Origin of the sequence: Caulobacter sp. DWP3-1-3b2 (assembly GCF_049896325.1) — a bacterium.
Taxonomy (GTDB): Bacteria; Pseudomonadota; Alphaproteobacteria; order Caulobacterales; family Caulobacteraceae; genus Caulobacter.
This window is the reverse complement of record NZ_JAFCUB010000018.1, coordinates 59,167-75,686: the sequence shown is the minus strand read 5'-3', so window position 1 is coordinate 75,686 and position 16,520 is coordinate 59,167. Positions and strand designations below refer to the sequence as shown.

Below are 16,520 nucleotides of genomic sequence, written 5' to 3'. Positions count from 1 at the left end.
AAAGCCGCCTCGGTCGCCGTACGTGCGCCCTCCCCGTGCTCTCAGGTGAGGACCATTATGGGGGTGGTTTTGGACGCGCCAGGGTTTGTGACGCTGATTATTTCATAGAGCGTTGATATTACTATAGTTTCTAGTGGGAATATATGGGGATGCAGCAGCGCCGATCCCCCTTTCTTGAACCCTCTCCCGCTGGGAGAGGGAGGGGCCCGCCGCGCAGCGGTGGGAGGGTGAGGGGGTAAACCGTCAGACGGCGTGCCGGCAGGGCGTCCGTGCGAAACCGGCGACGCACCTGTCGCAAGAGACGCCAGCAACGGGTCCGAGCGCTCACGCTCAAAACGCCCCCTCGCCGCTCATCCCGCCCATGGCGCTGGCCCGCCTGTGGGCCAGCGCCTCGGCGATGTGGACACGGCGGACGCTGGGCGCGCCTTCCAGGTCGGCGATCGTTCGGGCCAGGCGAAGGACCCGGGTCCAGCCTCGGGCGCTGATCTGTCGCGCCTCGGCGGCGCGGGTGAGCAGGGCGCGGCCGGTCTCGTCGAGGTCGGCGATCTTGTCCAAGAAGCGACCCTCGGCACGGCCGTTGAGGGCCTCGGCCCCGACCGGCGCGGCCTCTCCCGTCAGGGCCATCGCCTCGGCCCGTTCCAGCTGCAGGCGGCGGGCCTGGGCGACGCGGGCGGCAACCTCCGCCGTGCCCTCGCTGGGGGGCGGCAGGGCCAGGTCGGCGGCGGTGACAGCCGGCATGTCGACGGCCAGGTCGATACGGTCCATAAGCGGCCCGCTGACCCGGCCCTGGTAGTCGCGAATGCAGCGCGGGGCCTTGCCGCAGGCGCCCCGGCCCGCCCCGCCATGGCCACAGCGGCAGGGGTTCATCGCCGCCACCAGCTGCACCCGGGCCGGATATCGGACATGGGCGTTGGCGCGGGCCACCATCACCTCGCCGGTCTCCAGCGGCCCCCGCAGGCTGTCCAGGGCCTGGGTGCCGAACTCCGGCAGCTCATCCAGGAACAGCACGCCATTATGGGCCAGCGACACCTCGCCGGGCTTGGCCTTCAGCCCGCCGCCGGTCAGGGCCGCCATGCTGGCGCTGTGGTGCGGCGAGCGGTAAGGCCGGGCCCGGGTCAGCGTGCCCTTGGCGATCAGTCCGGCCACCGAATGGACCATCGAGGTCTCCAGCAGCTCGACCGAGGTCAGGGGCGGCAACAGGCCGGGCAGACGTTGGGCGAGCATGGACTTGCCAGAGCCCGGCGGGCCGCAGAACAGCAGGTTGTGACCGCCGGCCGCCGCGATCTCCAGGGCCCGCTTGGCGTGCTCCTGGCCCTTGACGTCGCGCAGGTCGCGAAAGCCCGCCCCTTCCTCGACCGGGCCTGGCAAGGGAGCTGACAGGATCTGGCCGCCCCGGAAGTGGTTGATCAGCGCCACCAGCGAGCGGGGCGCCAGGATCCGCGTGCCACCCGCCCAGGCGGCCTCTGGTCCGCAAGCCTCCGGGCAGATCAGGCCAAGGTCCATGGCCCCGGCCGCCATCGCGGCGGGCAGGGCGCCGGCCGTCGCTGCGATCCGTCCGTCCAAGGACAGTTCACCCATCGCCGCCCAGCCGTCCAGCGCGTCGATCGGGATCACGCCCATGGCCGCCATCACCGCGAGCGCGATGGGAAGGTCGTAATGCGAACCTTCCTTGGGCATGTCGGCGGGCGCCAGATTGACGACGATCCGCTTGCCCGGCAGGGCCAAGCCCAGCCCCGCGAAGGCGCCGCGCACGCGCTCGCGGCTCTCGGCCACCGCCTTGTCGCCCAGGCCGACAATGACCATGATCTGCTGGCCGCCGGTCAGCTGCACCTCGACATCGACGCGGCGCGCCTCAACGCCCTCGAAAGCCACCGTGACGACTTTGGCCGCCATTGGTTTCTCGCCCCTCGCCCACCCAATCTTATCCACAAGCCAAACATGGCTGCTAGAGCGGAGCAAGAACAAAAAACGAACGTTTCAGGAAAGTGCGAAGAAGTTGTGACGATTCAGTCGTCTAGACGACGTTCTTCAGTCGGCGCTGGAGCGGATCACTTCGATACGATCCCAGAGCACCGCCGCCGCGTCGGCGCCGCCGAACCGCTTGAGCTGCTGGGCGCCGGTGGGAGACGTGACGTTGATCTCGGTCAGGAATTCGCCGATCACGTCGATGCCGACAAAGAGCAGCCCGCGCCGCTTCAGTTCCGGCGCGATGATCGCGCAGAGCTCCAGGTCGCGCGGCGTCAGCCCCACCGCCTCGGCCCGGCCGCCCACGCGCAGGTTCGACCGCACCTGGCCCGCAGCCGGCACGCGATTGACCGCGCCCACCGGCTCGCCATCGACCAGCAGAATGCGCTTGTCGCCCTTGCTGACCGCCGGCACGAACTTCTGGGCGATGACCTGCTCGCGGCTGATCATGGCGTGCAGTTCCAGCAGGGCGTCGAGATTGGGATCGTCGGCCAGCAACCGCGCCACGCCCGAGCCGCCGCCGCCGTAGAGGGGCTTGAGCACGATGTCGCCATGGCGGGCGCGAAAGTCGTAGATCGCCTCGTGGTCCGACGTGATCAGGGTCGGCGGCTGGACGCCCGGAAAGTCGGTGACGAACAGCTTCTCGGGTGCGTTACGCACCTCGGCCGGGTTGTTGACCACCAGGGTGTGGGGGTGGACCTTTTCGAGGAAGTGCGTGGCGGTGATATAGGCCATGTCGAACGGCGGATCCTGGCGCATCAGCACCACGTCGACATCGTCCTTCATGTCGAGGATTTCGACATCACCGAGTTGGGCATGCGATCCCTGCGTCTTGGTCAACACCAGCGACTGAGCGCGGGCGAACACCCGGCCGTCTTCCATCGACAGCTTGTCGGGGGTGTAGACCCACAGCCCGTGGCCCCGCGCCTGAGCTTCCCACATCATCAGGAAGGTGGTGTCGTTCTCGATATTGATCCCCTGGACGGGATCCATCTGGACGGCGACTCTCAGCGACATGGGGGCTCCGGATCAGATGCGGACGCGACGGCGCAGGCCTCGCGTGACGAACGCCTTAGTTAGGATGACCAAGACGGTAATGCGAGGAATGTTCGCCTTGTCGCGATCAAACCGGCTCGACAGCGCGCTCCATGTCTGATGGATTAAAACAAGCTTCACCCGCGGAGATGGATCCGTGCGCAGCCTCGCCTTGTACGTCGGCCTCGCCGCCGCGTTCGTCCTCGGGAGCGAGGTGCGAGCCCAAGCCATCATCGACATGCATCTGCACGCCATTCCGGCCGACAGCCAGGGACCGCCGCCCATCCGGTCGTTTCGTCCAAGAACGATGCGGCTCTGCGGGACGAGACCCTGGCGGCCCTGCGGCGTTAGAGCATTTCCCGACCTGACTGCGTCAGGCCGTGAGCTCTAATCTTCTGTTTTAACGCATTTTTCTTCACGCGAACCGGAACCACTTCGGTCGAACAATGCGTTAGTTCAGCCGCAGCCGCATCCGCTCGCGCGCCGCCCGGGCGGCTATGGCCGCGCCGCCGTCCAGGACCTGGGCGCGCGACAAGGCCTGCAACGCTCCCGCCAGCGCCCCTTGCCCTTCGCGGGCGGCGGCGACGTCGAGCCAGGGATGGTGGTCGGTGGGGTCGAGCAGGGCCCGGCGCAGGGCCGAGCGCTCGGCCCGCGCCCAGTCGCGCGATTGCTGGGCGCGGGCAAAGATATTGTTCTGTAGGCGGATCAACACGGCGCGGTCGGAGATCGGGCTCATCAGCACGTCCAGCTTGGCGGCGACGTCGGGCATCAGGCCAGTTCGCAAGGCCCGGCGCGACAGTTCCGACGGCAGCACTACCCGGCCCTCGCTGAACGGGTCCAGGGCCAGCGGGCCTTCTTCGGTCTCGATGCGCAGCAGGAAGTGACCTGGGAAATCGACGCCGTGCAAATCGAGGCCGCACGACCGGCCCGCATGCAGGTAAAACACTCCCAACGCCACAGGCAGGCCCTTGCGCCGCTGCGCCACGGCGATGATGTCGGCGTTGTCGGAATGGTCGTAGGTGATCAGGTCGCCCGACAGCCGCAAATCCCCGGCCATGGTCTCGGCCAGGGCTTCCTCGGCGGATTCCAGCTTCAGACGCTCGGTCAGGCGATCGACCGAATGGCGGGCCAGGTCGAGCACCGGCGCCGGGTCGCGATCGGGATCATCATGCACGGCGCAGGCCAGGGCTGCCTCCAGCAGCGGAAAAGCCTTGTCCGGACGATTGCCGGCGTCGGTCAGCAGGGCCTCGGCTTCCTCGCGGGTCACGATGCGGGGTTCCAGCTGTTGGGCCAGGCGTCGGGTACGTGACGCGGCCGGCGGCCGGGGGCCAGGGCGATCAGATCGAGCCGCACCGTAGCGTCGCGCAAACCCGAGCGGCTGGCGGCGATGTGGGCGCCGGCCCGCCGCAGCCGCGCCTGCTGCTCATGGGTCACCGCTTCCAAGGCTGTCTCCAGGCTGGTTCTGCGCTTGACTTCAACAACGGCCAGGACGCTTCCCCGTTGCGCCAACAGGTCGATCTCGCCCAGGGGCGTGGCCAGGCGGAAGCCGAGGATGCGGTAGCCCTTGGCGAGCAACCATAGCGCCGCCACCACCTCGGCGCGGCGGCCCGACAGGCGAGCGGCGGCTCCCCTTGCCTTTCTTTCAGGGCGGAGGGGGCGGACAGCCGTCACGAGGCTTCGTCCTTCAGGGCCAGCGCCTGGCGGTAGAGGTCGCGGCGCGGCAGGCCCAGGGCCTTGGCCACCTCGGAAGCGGCCTCGCCCAGTGGCAGGCGGGCCATCGCCTCGTGCAGGGCCGCCTCGGCGTCGCCCTCGCGGACCGGCGCCTCTTGGCCAGGACCAACCAGAATGACGATCTCGCCCTTGGGGGCCGTAAAGCGGGGGTCGGCGGCCAGCACGTCGAGCGGGCCGCGGATGCAGGTCTCGTAGAGCTTGGTCAGTTCGCGCGCCACGGCGCCCTGGCGGGGTCCGAACACGGCGGCCATGTCGGCCAGGCTGTCGGCCACCCTCGAGGCGCCTTCGTAGAAGATCAAGGTGGCGCGGACATTGGCCAGCTCGGCGAAGAAGGTCTTGCGCGCCGCGCTCTTGGGCGGCGGAAAACCCGCGAACAGGAAGCGGTCGGTGGGTAGGCCAGCCAGGGTCAGGGCGGCGAGGGCCGCCGAGGCGCCGGGAATCGGAAACACCGCGTGGCCGGCCTCGATCGCCGCCTGGGCCAGGCGGTAGCCGGGATCAGAGACCATCGGGGTCCCGGCGTCTGACACCAGGGCCACCCGCTCGCCCGCCTCCAACCGCTCCAGGATCCTCGGCGTCTCGCGGTCAGCGACATGTTCGTCATAACGCTGCAGACGTTTGGAGATCGAATAGGCGGCCAGCAGCTTGCCTGAAACGCGGGTGTCCTCGGCCAGCAACACGTCGCAGGCGTTGAGCACGTCCAGCGCCCGCAGGGTGATGTCCCGCAGATTGCCAATCGGCGTGGCCACCAGATACAGGCCTGGGGCGAGCGGCGCGTCGGACAGGGCGGGCGGGGCAAGCTGGCGACGCAAGGGCAAACTTTCCGAGACGAAGGACGCCCACAACGCGGCGCGTTTCGCAGGGATATCAGGTCGCGAGCGTTCCTGTCAGCCGGTCCAGAACGAGACGTCCGGGCCGGGTGGCGCGCAGGCGAATCGGATCGTCGGCCAACAGGCCGTCCTCGACCAGGGATTTCACCTTCGGCGTGTCTGGCGACAGGGCAAGCGCGGCGATCTCGGCGAAGGCCACGCCGTCGTCTATGCGCAGGCCCAGCACGAGGCGCTCCTCGGCGGCCTCGAGCGGGGTCAGGACTTCACGCTCGAAGCCGACTCCGGTTTGCGCCACGGCGCGGATGTAGTCGGCGACCTTGCGATGGGCCGTGGTGGCCAGCTTTCCGCCGTCCAGCGACAGCCGGCCGTGGGCGCCAGGGCCGGCGCCGAGATAGTCGTGGCCCTGCCAATAGACCAGGTTGTGGCGTGAGCGGGCGGCCGGGCCCTGGGCGTGGTTTGAAACCTCGTAGGCGTCAAAGCCGGCGGCCTCGAGCACGATTTGCGTGGTCTCGAACAGCGACGCGGCCAAGTCTTGGTCGGGCACGACCATCCGGCCGCGGCCGATGGCCCGGTCGAAGGCGGTGCCCTGCTCGATTGTCAGCTGATAGGGCGAGACGTGCTCGGGGCCATGGGCCAGCAGTTCGCTCAGTTCCGCCGTCCAGGCCGCCGCCGTCTGGCCGGGCCGGGCGTAGATCAGGTCGGCCGACAAGCGCGGAAAGGCCTTGGCCGCCACGGCGAGCGCCCGGCGGGCCGAGCCGGCGTCGTGGTTGCGGCCCAGCAGGGACAGGGCCGCGTCGTCCAGCGCCTGGACGCCCAGCGACAGCCGCGCCACGCCGGCCGCCGCCAACGCGTCGAAACGATCCGCTTCGGCGTCGGTGGGATTGGCCTCGAGGCTGATCTCCAGGTCCTCGGCCGGGCTCCAAAGCACCTTGGCCGTATCGATCACCCGGGCGACATGGGCGGGGTCCATCAGCGACGGCGTGCCGCCGCCGAAGAAGATCGACAGCAGCTGACGAGGCCCGGTCAGGGCGCGCTGGGCGATCAGGTCGGCGACGATGGCGTCGACCAAGGCCGCTTGCTCGCCAGTCCGGCCCCGGTCGCGCACCACGTTGAAGTCGCAATAGGGGCAGATGCGGGCGCAATAGGGCCAGTGAACATAGACGCCGAGGGGAGGCGGTTGCGTCATCGCACAAGCCTTCCCCACACCGTCTCCCCGGCGAAGGCCGGGGCCCAGGTGAAACCCACGAGACGCTCAGGATGAATCTGGGTCCCGGCCTTCGCCGGAAAGCCAGATATGGGTTGGCGGTTTGGTGAAACCCTAGTCAAACAGCGCCGCCTTCAGCTTCGCGAACGCGATCGCCCGATGGCTCATGGCGTCCTTGGCGGCCGGCTCCATCTCGCCGAACGTCTGGTCGAGGCCCGTGGGAACGAAGATCGGATCGTAGCCGAAGCCGTTGTCGCCGCGCGGCGGGAAGGTCAGAACGCCGTGCACCTCGCCCTGCACCACCACCGCCGGGCCGCCGTTTGGCCAGGCGACGGCCAGCGCGCAGGTGAACCAGGCCGCGAGATCTTCGGAGCCCGTCTCCTCGATCCGCTCCGCCACCTTGTCCATCGCCAGGCCGAAATCCTTGGTCGGCCCGGCCCATCGCGCTGAATAGATTCCCGGCGCTCCGTCCAGGGCCGCGACCGACAGACCCGAATCGTCGGCCAGGGCGATCTGGCCCGAATGGTCGGCGGCATGGCGGGCCTTGAGCAGGGCGTTGCCGACGAAGGTCGTCTCGGTCTCGTCCGGCTCGGGAATGCCCAGGGCTCCGGCCGTGAGCACCTCGAAGCGGCCCTCGAGCAGCGCGTGCAGTTCCTTGGCCTTGCCGGGGTTGTGCGTCGCCGCGACGAGCTTAAGTCCAGCGTCCAGCTTCAGCGTCATCACGCGTCTCCCTTCGGGCAAATCCTACCGCCAGTCTCTACGCCTTCCCGATACCGCTCCGCTACCAGGCAGACCATGGTGGCCACGGCGCCACACCTCGCATGATCTCGTTCGATGAGCGCGATCATTACAGAGGTTTAATATCGTTTATCGATAAGCGACATTGGCGGGTCGTAAAACGCCGCCTATGTATCGAGCTATGGAAGACCCGCCACCTCGGCGCGGCCCAGAACCCCGATTGAAGCCGCCATGTCCGCCGCCAGACTGATCCGCATCGCCGACGCCGTCGCCACCCGCCTGGCGACCCTGACGCTGATCGCGGGCCTGCCGCTGGCCGCCGTGACCTTCGCGATCAAGACGTTCTAGCCTGGTTTTGACCTGAGTTTCCGGCCCGACTTTGACCCGTCTCGATACACTGGGGCATGGTCGGCGCCTGTGAAGAGGTAAAGGGAGAGAACGAATGCGCGCCTTGGGGCCAGGCTCGGTTTCGAGTTTCCTGAAGATCATTCTCGACGTGATCTATGTGGGCCTGTGGGTCTGGGTCAGCCTGCTAGCGGTGTTCACCGTGGCGGTGCTGCTGCTGAGCTTCAATCCCGAGCTGATCACCGAGAAGCTGCACGTGGGCGGCTCGGCCGACGAGCTGATCGCCAAGGGCCCGCTGTTCGCCGGCGGCCTGGCGGCCTGGGCCCTGATGTCCGGGGGCTGGATGGTGATCGTCGAGCGCCTGCGGCGCATTTTCGCCACCCTGACCGCCGGCGATCCCTTCCATCCCGACAATGTCCGCCGCTTGCGAGTGGTGGGCCTGGTTTTGGCTGGCCTGGAGATTGGCCACTATATCTTCGCAGCCTTGGCCGGCTGGTTGGCCCCGGAGGCCAAGATCGACAGCACCTTCAGCATCAGCGCCTGGTTCCCGGTCCTGGTGGTGTTCGTGCTGGCCGAAGTATTCCGCGAAGGCGCCCGCCTTCGCCGCGAAGCCGAATTGACCATCTGATGCCTATCGTGACGCGGAGATAAGAAAATCATGGCCATCCGCGTTCAACTGGACCGCATCCTGCTGGAACGGCGCATGTCGCTGACCGAGCTTTCCGACCGGGTGGGCGTGACCATCGCCAACCTGTCGATCCTGAAGACCGGCAAGGCCCGCGCCGTGCGCTTCTCGACGCTGGACGCCCTGTGCCGCGAACTGCAATGCCAGCCGGGCGACCTGATGGGCTTCGAGTCCGGCCCCGGCGACGGCGGGTTGGAGGATGTGGACTAAAATTCCCTTCTCCCCTTGCGGGAGAAGGTGTCAGCGAAGCTGACGGATGAGGGGTCCCTCAGACGACAAAAGCCGCGACCGGCCTTTCGGCTGCCGCGGCTTTTCTGTTCTTTACCCTCTCCCGCAAGCGGAGAGGGTAAAGAACCCTACCGAGGCTTCGCCGCCGCGACCGCGTCGCGCTGGATGACGAACAGCTCGCCGATGCCCTTTTCCGCCAGGGCGAACAGGGTGTCGAATTCGCCGCGCGAGAAGCCGCGTTTCTCGCCGGTGGCCTGGACCTCGACGATGTCGCCCGAGCCGGTCAGCACGAAATTGCTGTCGGCCTCGGCCTGGCTGTCTTCCTCATAGTCGAGGTCAAGCACCGGGACATTATCGAACACGCCGCACGAGACGGCCGCTACCTGGCCGATGATCGGGTCGGTCTTCAGCACGCCTTCGGCGAGCAGATAATTGACCGCCAGGCGCAGGGCGACCCAGGCGCCGGTGATGGCGGCGGTGCGGGTGCCGCCGTCGGCCTGGATGACGTCGCAGTCCAGGCTGATCTGTCGTTCACCCAACGCCTTGAGATCGACCACCGCTCGCAGGGACCGTCCGATCAGGCGCTGGATTTCCTGGGTGCGGCCACTCTGCTTGCCCGCGGCGGCCTCGCGACGACCCCGGGTGTGGGTGGCGCGGGGCAGCATGCCATACTCGGCCGTGACCCAGCCGGCGCCCTTGTTGCGCATCCAGCCGGGCACGCTTTCCTCGACCGTGGCGGTGACCAGCACCTTGGTATGGCCAAAGCTGATCAGGCACGATCCTTCGGCATAGCGGTTGACGCCGGTCTCCAGCGTGACGTCTCGCGTTTGGTCGGCGGCGCGTTCGGACGGACGCATGGGAAACTCCAGGGCTTTGCGTGATAGGATGCGGGGCTTATCCTAAGTTTGACGGGCGCGTCCAACCCCGTTGAACCCGCGATAGCCCGATCGGGCGCGTTCGAAGGCTTCATGACACAGCTTTTTTCCGGGTTTTCCGCTCAGACGCCCAGCCTCACCGACCTGGACAGCCGGGCCCGTGATATCTTCCGACGGGTGGTGGAATCCTATCTGGAGACCGGGGAGCCGGTCGGCTCGCGCACCCTGTCACGCGATGTGTCGCTGTCGCCGGCCTCGATCCGCAACACGATGCAGGATCTGGCGCAGTTGGGCCTGCTCGACGCGCCGCACAGCAGCGCCGGCCGCATTCCCACCCATGCTGGCCTGCGGATGTTCGTCGACGGCCTGCTTGAGGTGGGCGACATCGGCGAGGAGGAGCGGCGGACCATCGAGACGCGGCTGTTCGCCCACGGCCGCTCGTTCGAGGACGCCATGGGCGAGGCCAGCGCCATTCTCTCCGGCCTGGCCGGCGGAGCGGGCATCGTCGTGACGCCGGCCCGCGAGGGCGGGGTCAAGCATGTGGAGTTCGTGGCCCTGGGCGCCGACCAGGCCCTGGCGATCATGGTGTTTGACGACGGCACGGTGGAAAACCGGCTGATGAAGCGCTCGGCCGGGGTCACGCCGGCCTCGCTGCAGGAGGCCTCCAACTTCCTCAATGCCCGCCTGCGCGGCCGCACCCTCGGCGAGACCAAGGCCGAGATGGCCGCCGAGCTCGACAAGGCGCGGCTTGAACTGGACGCCACCGCCGCGCGTTTGGTCGAGGACGGACTGGCGGCCTGGAGCGGCGGCGACGACCCCGACCGCGCCCTGATCGTGCGCGGCCGGGCCAATCTGCTGGCCGACGCCAGCGCCCTTGAGGATCTGGAGCGCGTGCGCCGGCTGTTCGACGACCTGGAGCAGAAGGGCCAACTGATCGGACTGCTCGACGACGTGCGAACCGCAGAGGGCGTGCGCATTTTCATCGGGGCCGAAACACGACTCTTTTCGCTTTCGGGCTCCTCCCTGATCGCGGCGCCCTATATGACGGGCCGGCAGAAGGTGTTGGGCGCGATCGGCGTGATCGGGCCCACCCGCTTAAACTATGCCCGGGTGATCCCGCTGGTGGACTATACCGCCCGCGTGCTCGGCCGGATGATGGACGGATAGGGACTGTACGACATGACCGACGACGAAACGCCGGCCGAAGACGTGGCCTTCGAGACCGACGACGCAGCCCAGGAAATCGAGACCCTGAAGCTGGAGGTGGCGGCCCTGAGGGATCAGGCGCTGCGCTACCTGGCCGACGCCGAGAACACCAAGCGCCGAGCCGAGCGCGAGAGCAACGACGCCCGCGCCTTCGCGATCCAGAAGTTCGCCCGCGACCTGCTGGGCGCGGCCGACAACCTATCGCGCGCCACGGCCATGAGCCCGCGCGAGTCGCAGGATCCGGCGGTCACCAACTATATCATCGGCGTCGAGATGACCGAGAAGGCGCTACAGGACGCCTTCGAACGCAATGGCCTGAAGAAACTCGAGCCCGGCAAGGGCGAGAAGTTCGATCCCCACCTGCACCAGGCGGTGATGGAACAGCCCTCGGACGAGGTCGCGGCCGGCGGCGTTCTGCAGGTGCTGCAGGCGGGCTATGAGCTGATGGGCCGACTGGTCCGCCCGGCCATGGTCGCCGTGGCCGCCAAGGGCTCCAAGGGTCCCGAAGCGCCGGCCGAACCGGCCGCCGCAGCCAATCCCTATGCCAGCAACGGCGCCGACACCGGCGGGGCTTTCGACACCAAGGCTTGATCGTTCCGGGCTCCGGGGCGGGTCGCCGCCTCGGAGCCGCGACATCGCGCCGCTTGAGACGGGGGTCTCTCGGGCCTAGTTCTGAAGCGTCCGCCGCTGGAGACCGCCATGCCTCGCGCCACCCTTCTCGTTCCGATCGCCTTGGGCGCGGCCTTGATCGCCAGCGCGAGCCAGGCACAGACCGTTCAGTCCTTCGCGGTCCAGACCCCGGCCATCACCCAGCGGTCGCTTGACCTGGCCTCGCCGCGCGCCGCCTTGCCGCTGCGCTATAGCCGCGCCCCGACCCCGCTGCCGCCGGGCGTCGCCCGCACCTCGGTGGAAGCCGGGACGGACAGCGTCACCGGCTCGGCCGGCCTGCTCTGCGGCCTGCAGCCCAGCGCCGACACCAGCGGCGCGGCCATGGCCCGCGGCTACGATCCGGACGGCAAGTTCGTCGGGGCCAAGCTGGCGCTGCGGTTCTGATTTAGAGGTTGGCCTCGATCCGTTCGACCAACCCCTTCGCCCCTGCCACGGCGTCGCTCCAAGTCACATTAAACCCAGCGTCATCGCCGTAGTAGGGATCGGCCACCGACTTGCCTCGGCGCCCCTCGACCGTATCCAGCAGCAACATCAGCTCCGCCGTAGCATCGCTTGGCCGCAGGGCCGTGAGGTCGGCGAGGTTGTCGCGATCCAAGGCGACGATGTGGGTGAAGCGGCGGAAATCCTCCAGCTTCACCTGGCGTGCCTTGTAACAGCCGATCTCGACGCCGTGGCGCCGGGCCACCGCTTGGGCGCGGCGGTCGGGCGAGTCGCCGGCGTGCCAGCCGCCGGTGCCAGCCGAATCGACCTCGATCTCGAGGCCCCGGCGCTGCGCCTCCTGGCGAAACGCCGCCTCGGCCAGGGGCGAGCGACAGATATTGCCCATGCAGACGAACAGAACCGACGGTCGCATCACGGCCAGCCTTTCAAGACGGGTGGGGTTCAAGCTTGCGTGGAACGCCGATAGACCCAACATGTGGCCTCGAGCGACGAACGCAAAGGAGCCTGCCCCATGACCGCCACCACCGAAACCGCGATCCTGGCCGGCGGCTGTTTCTGGGGCGTGCAGGACCTGCTGCGCCGCTATCCCGGCGTGCTGGAAACCCGCGTGGGCTACTCCGGCGGCGATGTGCGCAACGCCACCTATCGCAATCACGGCACTCACGCCGAAGCGATCGAGATCGTCTTCGACCCGACGATCATCAGCTATCGCCGCATCCTGGAATTCTTCTTTCAGATCCACGATCCGACCACCAAGAACCGCCAGGGCAACGACCTGGGCCTGAGCTACCGCTCAGCCATCTACTATTCCAGCGACGCCCAGAAGCAGACCGCGCTGGAGACCATCGCCGATGTCGACGCTTCCGGCCTCTGGCCCGGCAAGGTGGTCACCGAGGTCCAGCCCGCCGGCCCGTTCTGGGAGGCCGAGCCCGAGCACCAGGACTATCTGGAGCGGATCCCCAACGGCTACACCTGCCACTTCATCCGCCCGGACTGGAAGCTGCCGACCCGGGCTGAACGGGCCGCCGCCGAGTAACGATCGGGCGTGTCGGTAAGGGTCGTATGCCCGATCCGCACATTTCGGCGCATCCCGCCGCTCGCCCCCTCTTCCCCCACCGCGTGATTTCGCTAATGTCGCAAGTCCATTCATGACGGGGCCGCGAAGGATTCTTTCGTCGGCGGCGGGACCTGGACCGAGATATGAAGCTTACCATCGAGCGGGCGGCGCTTTTGAAGGCGCTGGGTCACGTGCAGAGCGTCGTCGAGCGCCGCAACACCATCCCGATCCTATCGAATATCCTGCTGTCGGCCGATCGCGACACCCTGTCGTTCTCGGCCACCGACCTGGACATGGAGATCATCGACGAGGGCCTGGCCCAGATCGACGTGCCCGGCCAGATCACCGCGCCCGCCCAGACCCTCTATGAAATCGTCCGCAAGCTGCCCGACGGCTCGGACGTGTCGCTGAGCTTCAGCGGCGACGATCCGCGCCTGGTGATCCAGGCCGGTCGCTCGCGCTTCAACCTGCCGGTGCTGCCGGCCGGCGACTTCCCGGTGATGAGCAGCGACGGCCTGTCGGGCCGCATCTCGGTCGACACCAACGATCTGATGCGGCTGATCGACAAGACCCGCTTTGCGATCTCGACCGAAGAGACCCGCTACTACTTGAATGGCCTCTATCTCCACACCGTCAATGACGGCGGCGAGGTCAAGCTGCGGGCTGTGGCCACCGACGGCCACCGCCTGGCCCTGGCCGAGATGGCCGCCCCCGAGGGCGCCGCCGGCCTGCCGGGCATCATCGTGCCGCGCAAAACCATCCAGGAGGCCCGCCGCCTGATGGAATCGGCCGGCGAGCAGGTCGAGTTGCAGATCTCGGCCCAGAAGGTGCGCTTCGAGTTCGGTCGCGCCGCCCTGACCTCCAAGGTCATCGACGGGGCCTTCCCCGACTATCTGCGGGTCATCCCGCGCGACAACGCCAAGATCCTGACCCTCGACAACGACCTGTTCGCCAAGGCCGTCGACCGGGTGGCCACCATTTCGGCCGAGAAGAGCCGCTCGGTGAAGCTGGCCATCGAGCCGGGCCGCATCACCCTGACCGTCCGCAACATGGAAGCCGGCCAGGCCGTGGAAGAGGTCGAGGTCGATTATGACGGCGAGCCCTTCGAGATCGGCTTCAACGCCCGCTACCTGCTGGACGTCTGCGGCCAGATCGGCGGCCCGATCGCCGAGTTCCGCTTCGCCGACCCAGCCTCGCCGACCCTGGTGGTCGATCCGACCGATCCGGGCGTGAAATACGTGCTGATGCCGCTGCGGGTGTAGCGCGCAGAGGCGATACCTCGCCCATCCCGATCCCCAGACTCTTTGTTCCTGCCCTATACGGGGAGGGTGGTCCCGGATGGGTCGGGTGGGGCTACGCGGCCTGACTCATCAAACCCCACCCGACCCGCTTCGCGCGCCACCCTCCCCGAAATGGGGAGGGAAGCAACGCTGGATGGGCGCCCAGCCCCTTCCCAATCCGCCCGTAACGGCGAGGCCGCGCCTTGAAATCTTGATGGCGAACTTCGCCAAGCGGGCTGTTCGGGAGTCAGAGCGCGTAACCCTCTCTCTTCGAGAGACGGGGTTCTTCGTCCGCAATGTCGAAACCGGCCAGAATGCCCAGCCTCAACCACCCCTCGGCCTCACCCCACCCCAAGCACTCTCACCACCAGCCACAGCACGCCGCAGACCACGGCGAAACCGGTCGCGAGGCCGAGTTCAGGATTGTTCTGCCACCATTGGCGCGGTGCGCCCGAAAACTTGTGTCGCATGAGTCCCCTCCCCAGGGCTTTGTTAGCGCTATTCGTGGCCGACAAGCTCCGTCGCGCAAGCAACCTGTGGTGTCGCAACAAGGTTGCTGCGATTTGACGCGCCTCGACTTGCCCCAGTTTCCACCCGTGCTAGCCTTGGTTGCATAAGAAAACGGGAGGACTGCGCATGGCACGGGTCAGCTACTTGACGGTGGGGTCGAACAAACTCGATGAGGCCAAGGCCTTTTACGACGCCCTGCTGGGATCTATCGGCATGGCGGGCATTCACGAGCACGCTTCGGGCGGGCGGCTCTATCGCGGCAAGGGGACGGGGCTGTTCGGGGTGCTCGGACCCTATGACGGCGCGGAGGCCTGCGTCGGCAACGGCATGATGGGCGGCTTCGACTTCGAGAGCCGCGAGGAGGTCGACGCCTTCCACGCCAAGGCTCTGGAACTGGGCGGAACCGACGAAGGCGCGCCTGGCGAGCGGATGCCCGGGGTCTATTTCGCCTATTTCCGCGACCTGGATGGCAACAAGCTGTGCGGCTACAAGTTCGGCTGAACGGGGTTAGGGTGGCGCGCCTAATAGGCTAGAACCCCCCGGTGAGCCGCGCCGCCCTGCTTTCCCTGACCCTGACCGACTTCCGCTCTTACGAGCGCGCGCGCCTGCGACCCGAGGGCCGCAGCGTCTATCTGTTCGGGGCCAACGGCGCGGGCAAGACCAACCTGTTGGAGGCCATCTCGCTGCTCTCGCCGGGCAAGGGGCTGCGGAGCGCGAGCCTGGTCGAGGTGGGTCGGCGGATGCCGGGCGAGGCCACGGGCCGGGCCTGGGCCGTGGCCGCCGAGGTCCAGTCCCCGCAGACGGGTCTGGGCGATGACGAGCCGGTGCGGCTGGGCGCCGGGGTCGAGATGGCCGGCGCCAGCCGTCGCATCGTCCGCATCGACGGCGAGACCCTGCCACCGGGCCGGCTGACCGACCACATCCGGCCGATCTGGCTGACCCCGGCCCAAGACCGCTTGTTCCTGGAAGCGGCCGGCGAACGCCGCAAGTTCTTCGACCGCCTGGTGTTCGCCGGCGAGCCGTCTCACGCCGCCCACGCCAACGCCTATGACAAGGCGCAACGCGAGCGGATGCGCCTGCTGAACGACGCCGCTGAAGGTGGCGCGCCGGCTGACACCGTCTGGCTCGCCGCGCTTGAGGCCCGTCTCGGCCAGGCCGGCGCCCTGATGGCCGCCGCCCGCGCCCGCACACTCGTGGCCCTGCAGGCCGAGATCGACGGCCGGGGCAATCGTCCCTTCCCCCGCGCGCGCCTGTCGCTGAGCGGCGCCTGGGAGCAGATGGCGTTGGACGGGGTCGAAAGTGCCGAGATCGAGGTCCGCCTGGCCACCGCCCTGGCTGCGGCCCGGCCCCGCGACGGGGCCGCCGGACGGGCCTTGACCGGACCGCATCGCGGCGATCTGGCGATCATTCACGCCGACAAGGACCGTCCTGCTGCGGAATGTTCGACCGGAGAGCAGAAAGCGCTGATTTTGAACCTGGTTTTGGCCCAGGCGGCGCGACTTTCGCGTGCGAAAGACGCGCCGAATCCTATATTGTTGCTGGACGAAGTCGCCGCGCATCTCGACCTGGAAAGGCGGGCCGCCCTGGCTGACGAACTCACGGCGCTCGGGCTCCAGGCCTTTCTCACTGGCACGGACGAGTCGCTGTTCGACCACCTGAAGGGTCGGGCTCTCGGCGTTCGCGTCAGCGAACTCGGCCTGACCGCATTGGAAGACGTATGACCG

The 16,520-nt window shown here is 67.9% G+C and carries 19 protein-coding genes; 9 read left to right on the top strand and 10 right to left on the bottom strand.

Features of this window, described 5'->3' with window-relative positions; all coding sequences use genetic code 11:
- Positions 1-330 precede the first annotated feature (330 nt).
- From ACP7AG_RS13020 to rdgB, 7 genes are all read right to left on the bottom strand, one after another.
- Entirely contained in the window at positions 331-1,893 is a 1,563-nt protein-coding gene (locus tag ACP7AG_RS13020; protein ID WP_426009910.1) for a YifB family Mg chelatase-like AAA ATPase, read from the bottom strand.
- A 135-nt stretch (positions 1,894-2,028) separates the two neighbouring features.
- Positions 2,029-2,982 carry a glutathione synthase gene (gene gshB / locus ACP7AG_RS13015; RefSeq protein WP_426009912.1) on the bottom strand — a complete coding sequence of 318 codons (954 nt, stop codon included), beginning with the start codon at positions 2,980-2,982 and terminating at the stop codon, positions 2,029-2,031.
- Between the two features lie 469 nt (positions 2,983-3,451).
- Entirely contained in the window at positions 3,452-4,267 is an 816-nt protein-coding gene (locus ACP7AG_RS13010; protein WP_426031264.1) for a SirB1 family protein, read from the bottom strand.
- On the bottom strand, positions 4,264-4,671 hold the full coding sequence (locus tag ACP7AG_RS13005) for a YraN family protein (protein ID WP_426009916.1): 408 nt from the start codon (positions 4,669-4,671) through the stop codon (positions 4,264-4,266). Before ACP7AG_RS13005 ends, ACP7AG_RS13010 begins: the two co-directional genes overlap by 4 nt.
- The gene (gene rsmI, locus ACP7AG_RS13000) at positions 4,668-5,540 is read right to left on the bottom strand and encodes a 16S rRNA (cytidine(1402)-2'-O)-methyltransferase (RefSeq protein ID WP_426031262.1); all 873 of its coding nucleotides are present in this window, start codon (positions 5,538-5,540) and stop codon (positions 4,668-4,670) included. The genes ACP7AG_RS13005 and rsmI overlap by 4 nt, the downstream gene beginning before the upstream one ends.
- A gap of 55 nt (positions 5,541-5,595) precedes the next feature.
- Positions 5,596-6,744 carry a radical SAM family heme chaperone HemW gene (gene hemW / locus ACP7AG_RS12995; RefSeq protein ID WP_426031260.1) on the bottom strand — a complete coding sequence of 383 codons (1,149 nt, stop codon included), beginning with the start codon at positions 6,742-6,744 and terminating at the stop codon, positions 5,596-5,598.
- A gap of 132 nt (positions 6,745-6,876) precedes the next feature.
- Positions 6,877-7,482 carry an RdgB/HAM1 family non-canonical purine NTP pyrophosphatase gene (gene rdgB, locus ACP7AG_RS12990; RefSeq protein ID WP_426031258.1) on the bottom strand — a complete coding sequence of 202 codons (606 nt, stop codon included), beginning with the start codon at positions 7,480-7,482 and terminating at the stop codon, positions 6,877-6,879.
- A gap of 460 nt (positions 7,483-7,942) precedes the next feature.
- Between rdgB and ACP7AG_RS12985 the strand changes: the two genes are divergently transcribed.
- Positions 7,943-8,473, top strand: a complete 531-nt coding sequence (locus ACP7AG_RS12985) for a DUF2975 domain-containing protein (RefSeq protein WP_426009921.1) — start codon at positions 7,943-7,945, stop codon at positions 8,471-8,473.
- A 30-nt stretch (positions 8,474-8,503) separates the two neighbouring features.
- A complete protein-coding gene (locus ACP7AG_RS12980; protein WP_426031256.1) occupies positions 8,504-8,740 on the top strand; it encodes a helix-turn-helix domain-containing protein in 237 nt (78 codons plus the stop codon).
- A gap of 146 nt (positions 8,741-8,886) precedes the next feature.
- Here ACP7AG_RS12980 and rph read toward each other — a convergent pair whose 3' ends face one another.
- Complete coding sequence (gene rph / locus ACP7AG_RS12975; protein WP_426009925.1) at positions 8,887-9,615, bottom strand: ribonuclease PH; 729 nt, start codon at positions 9,613-9,615, stop codon at positions 8,887-8,889.
- A 111-nt stretch (positions 9,616-9,726) separates the two neighbouring features.
- On the opposite strand from rph, the gene hrcA reads away from it, so the two are divergent.
- The 3 genes from hrcA (at position 9,727) to ACP7AG_RS12960 (ending at position 11,892) form a co-directional block, all read left to right on the top strand.
- On the top strand, positions 9,727-10,800 hold the full coding sequence (hrcA, locus tag ACP7AG_RS12970) for a heat-inducible transcriptional repressor HrcA (protein WP_426009927.1): 1,074 nt from the start codon (positions 9,727-9,729) through the stop codon (positions 10,798-10,800).
- Between the two features lie 12 nt (positions 10,801-10,812).
- Entirely contained in the window at positions 10,813-11,430 is a 618-nt protein-coding gene (grpE, locus tag ACP7AG_RS12965) for a nucleotide exchange factor GrpE (RefSeq protein WP_426009929.1), read from the top strand.
- Positions 11,431-11,538: 108 nt separating this feature from the next.
- A complete protein-coding gene (locus ACP7AG_RS12960) occupies positions 11,539-11,892 on the top strand; it encodes a hypothetical protein (RefSeq protein WP_426009931.1) in 354 nt (117 codons plus the stop codon).
- Between the two features lies 1 nt (position 11,893).
- Here ACP7AG_RS12960 and ACP7AG_RS12955 read toward each other — a convergent pair whose 3' ends face one another.
- Entirely contained in the window at positions 11,894-12,361 is a 468-nt protein-coding gene (locus tag ACP7AG_RS12955) for a low molecular weight protein-tyrosine-phosphatase (RefSeq protein ID WP_426031253.1), read from the bottom strand.
- Between the two features lie 99 nt (positions 12,362-12,460).
- Between ACP7AG_RS12955 and msrA the strand changes: the two genes are divergently transcribed.
- Together msrA and dnaN are read left to right on the top strand one after the other, a co-directional pair.
- The gene (gene msrA / locus ACP7AG_RS12950) at positions 12,461-12,985 is read left to right on the top strand and encodes a peptide-methionine (S)-S-oxide reductase MsrA (RefSeq protein WP_426031251.1); all 525 of its coding nucleotides are present in this window, start codon (positions 12,461-12,463) and stop codon (positions 12,983-12,985) included.
- Positions 12,986-13,149: 164 nt separating this feature from the next.
- Complete coding sequence (gene dnaN, locus ACP7AG_RS12945) at positions 13,150-14,268, top strand: DNA polymerase III subunit beta (protein WP_426009935.1); 1,119 nt, start codon at positions 13,150-13,152, stop codon at positions 14,266-14,268.
- Between the two features lie 359 nt (positions 14,269-14,627).
- Here the strand turns inward: dnaN and ACP7AG_RS12940 are convergent, their stop codons facing one another.
- On the bottom strand, positions 14,628-14,756 hold the full coding sequence (locus tag ACP7AG_RS12940; RefSeq protein WP_426031249.1) for a hypothetical protein: 129 nt from the start codon (positions 14,754-14,756) through the stop codon (positions 14,628-14,630).
- A 166-nt stretch (positions 14,757-14,922) separates the two neighbouring features.
- Between ACP7AG_RS12940 and ACP7AG_RS12935 the strand changes: the two genes are divergently transcribed.
- Entirely contained in the window at positions 14,923-15,297 is a 375-nt protein-coding gene (locus tag ACP7AG_RS12935) for a VOC family protein (RefSeq protein WP_426031247.1), read from the top strand.
- 41 nt (positions 15,298-15,338) lie between these two features.
- Positions 15,339-16,517 (top strand): DNA replication/repair protein RecF, encoded by a 1,179-nt coding sequence (recF, locus tag ACP7AG_RS12930; protein ID WP_426009939.1) that lies wholly within the window; start codon positions 15,339-15,341, stop codon positions 16,515-16,517.
- The last annotated feature ends 3 nt before the right edge of the window (positions 16,518-16,520 follow it).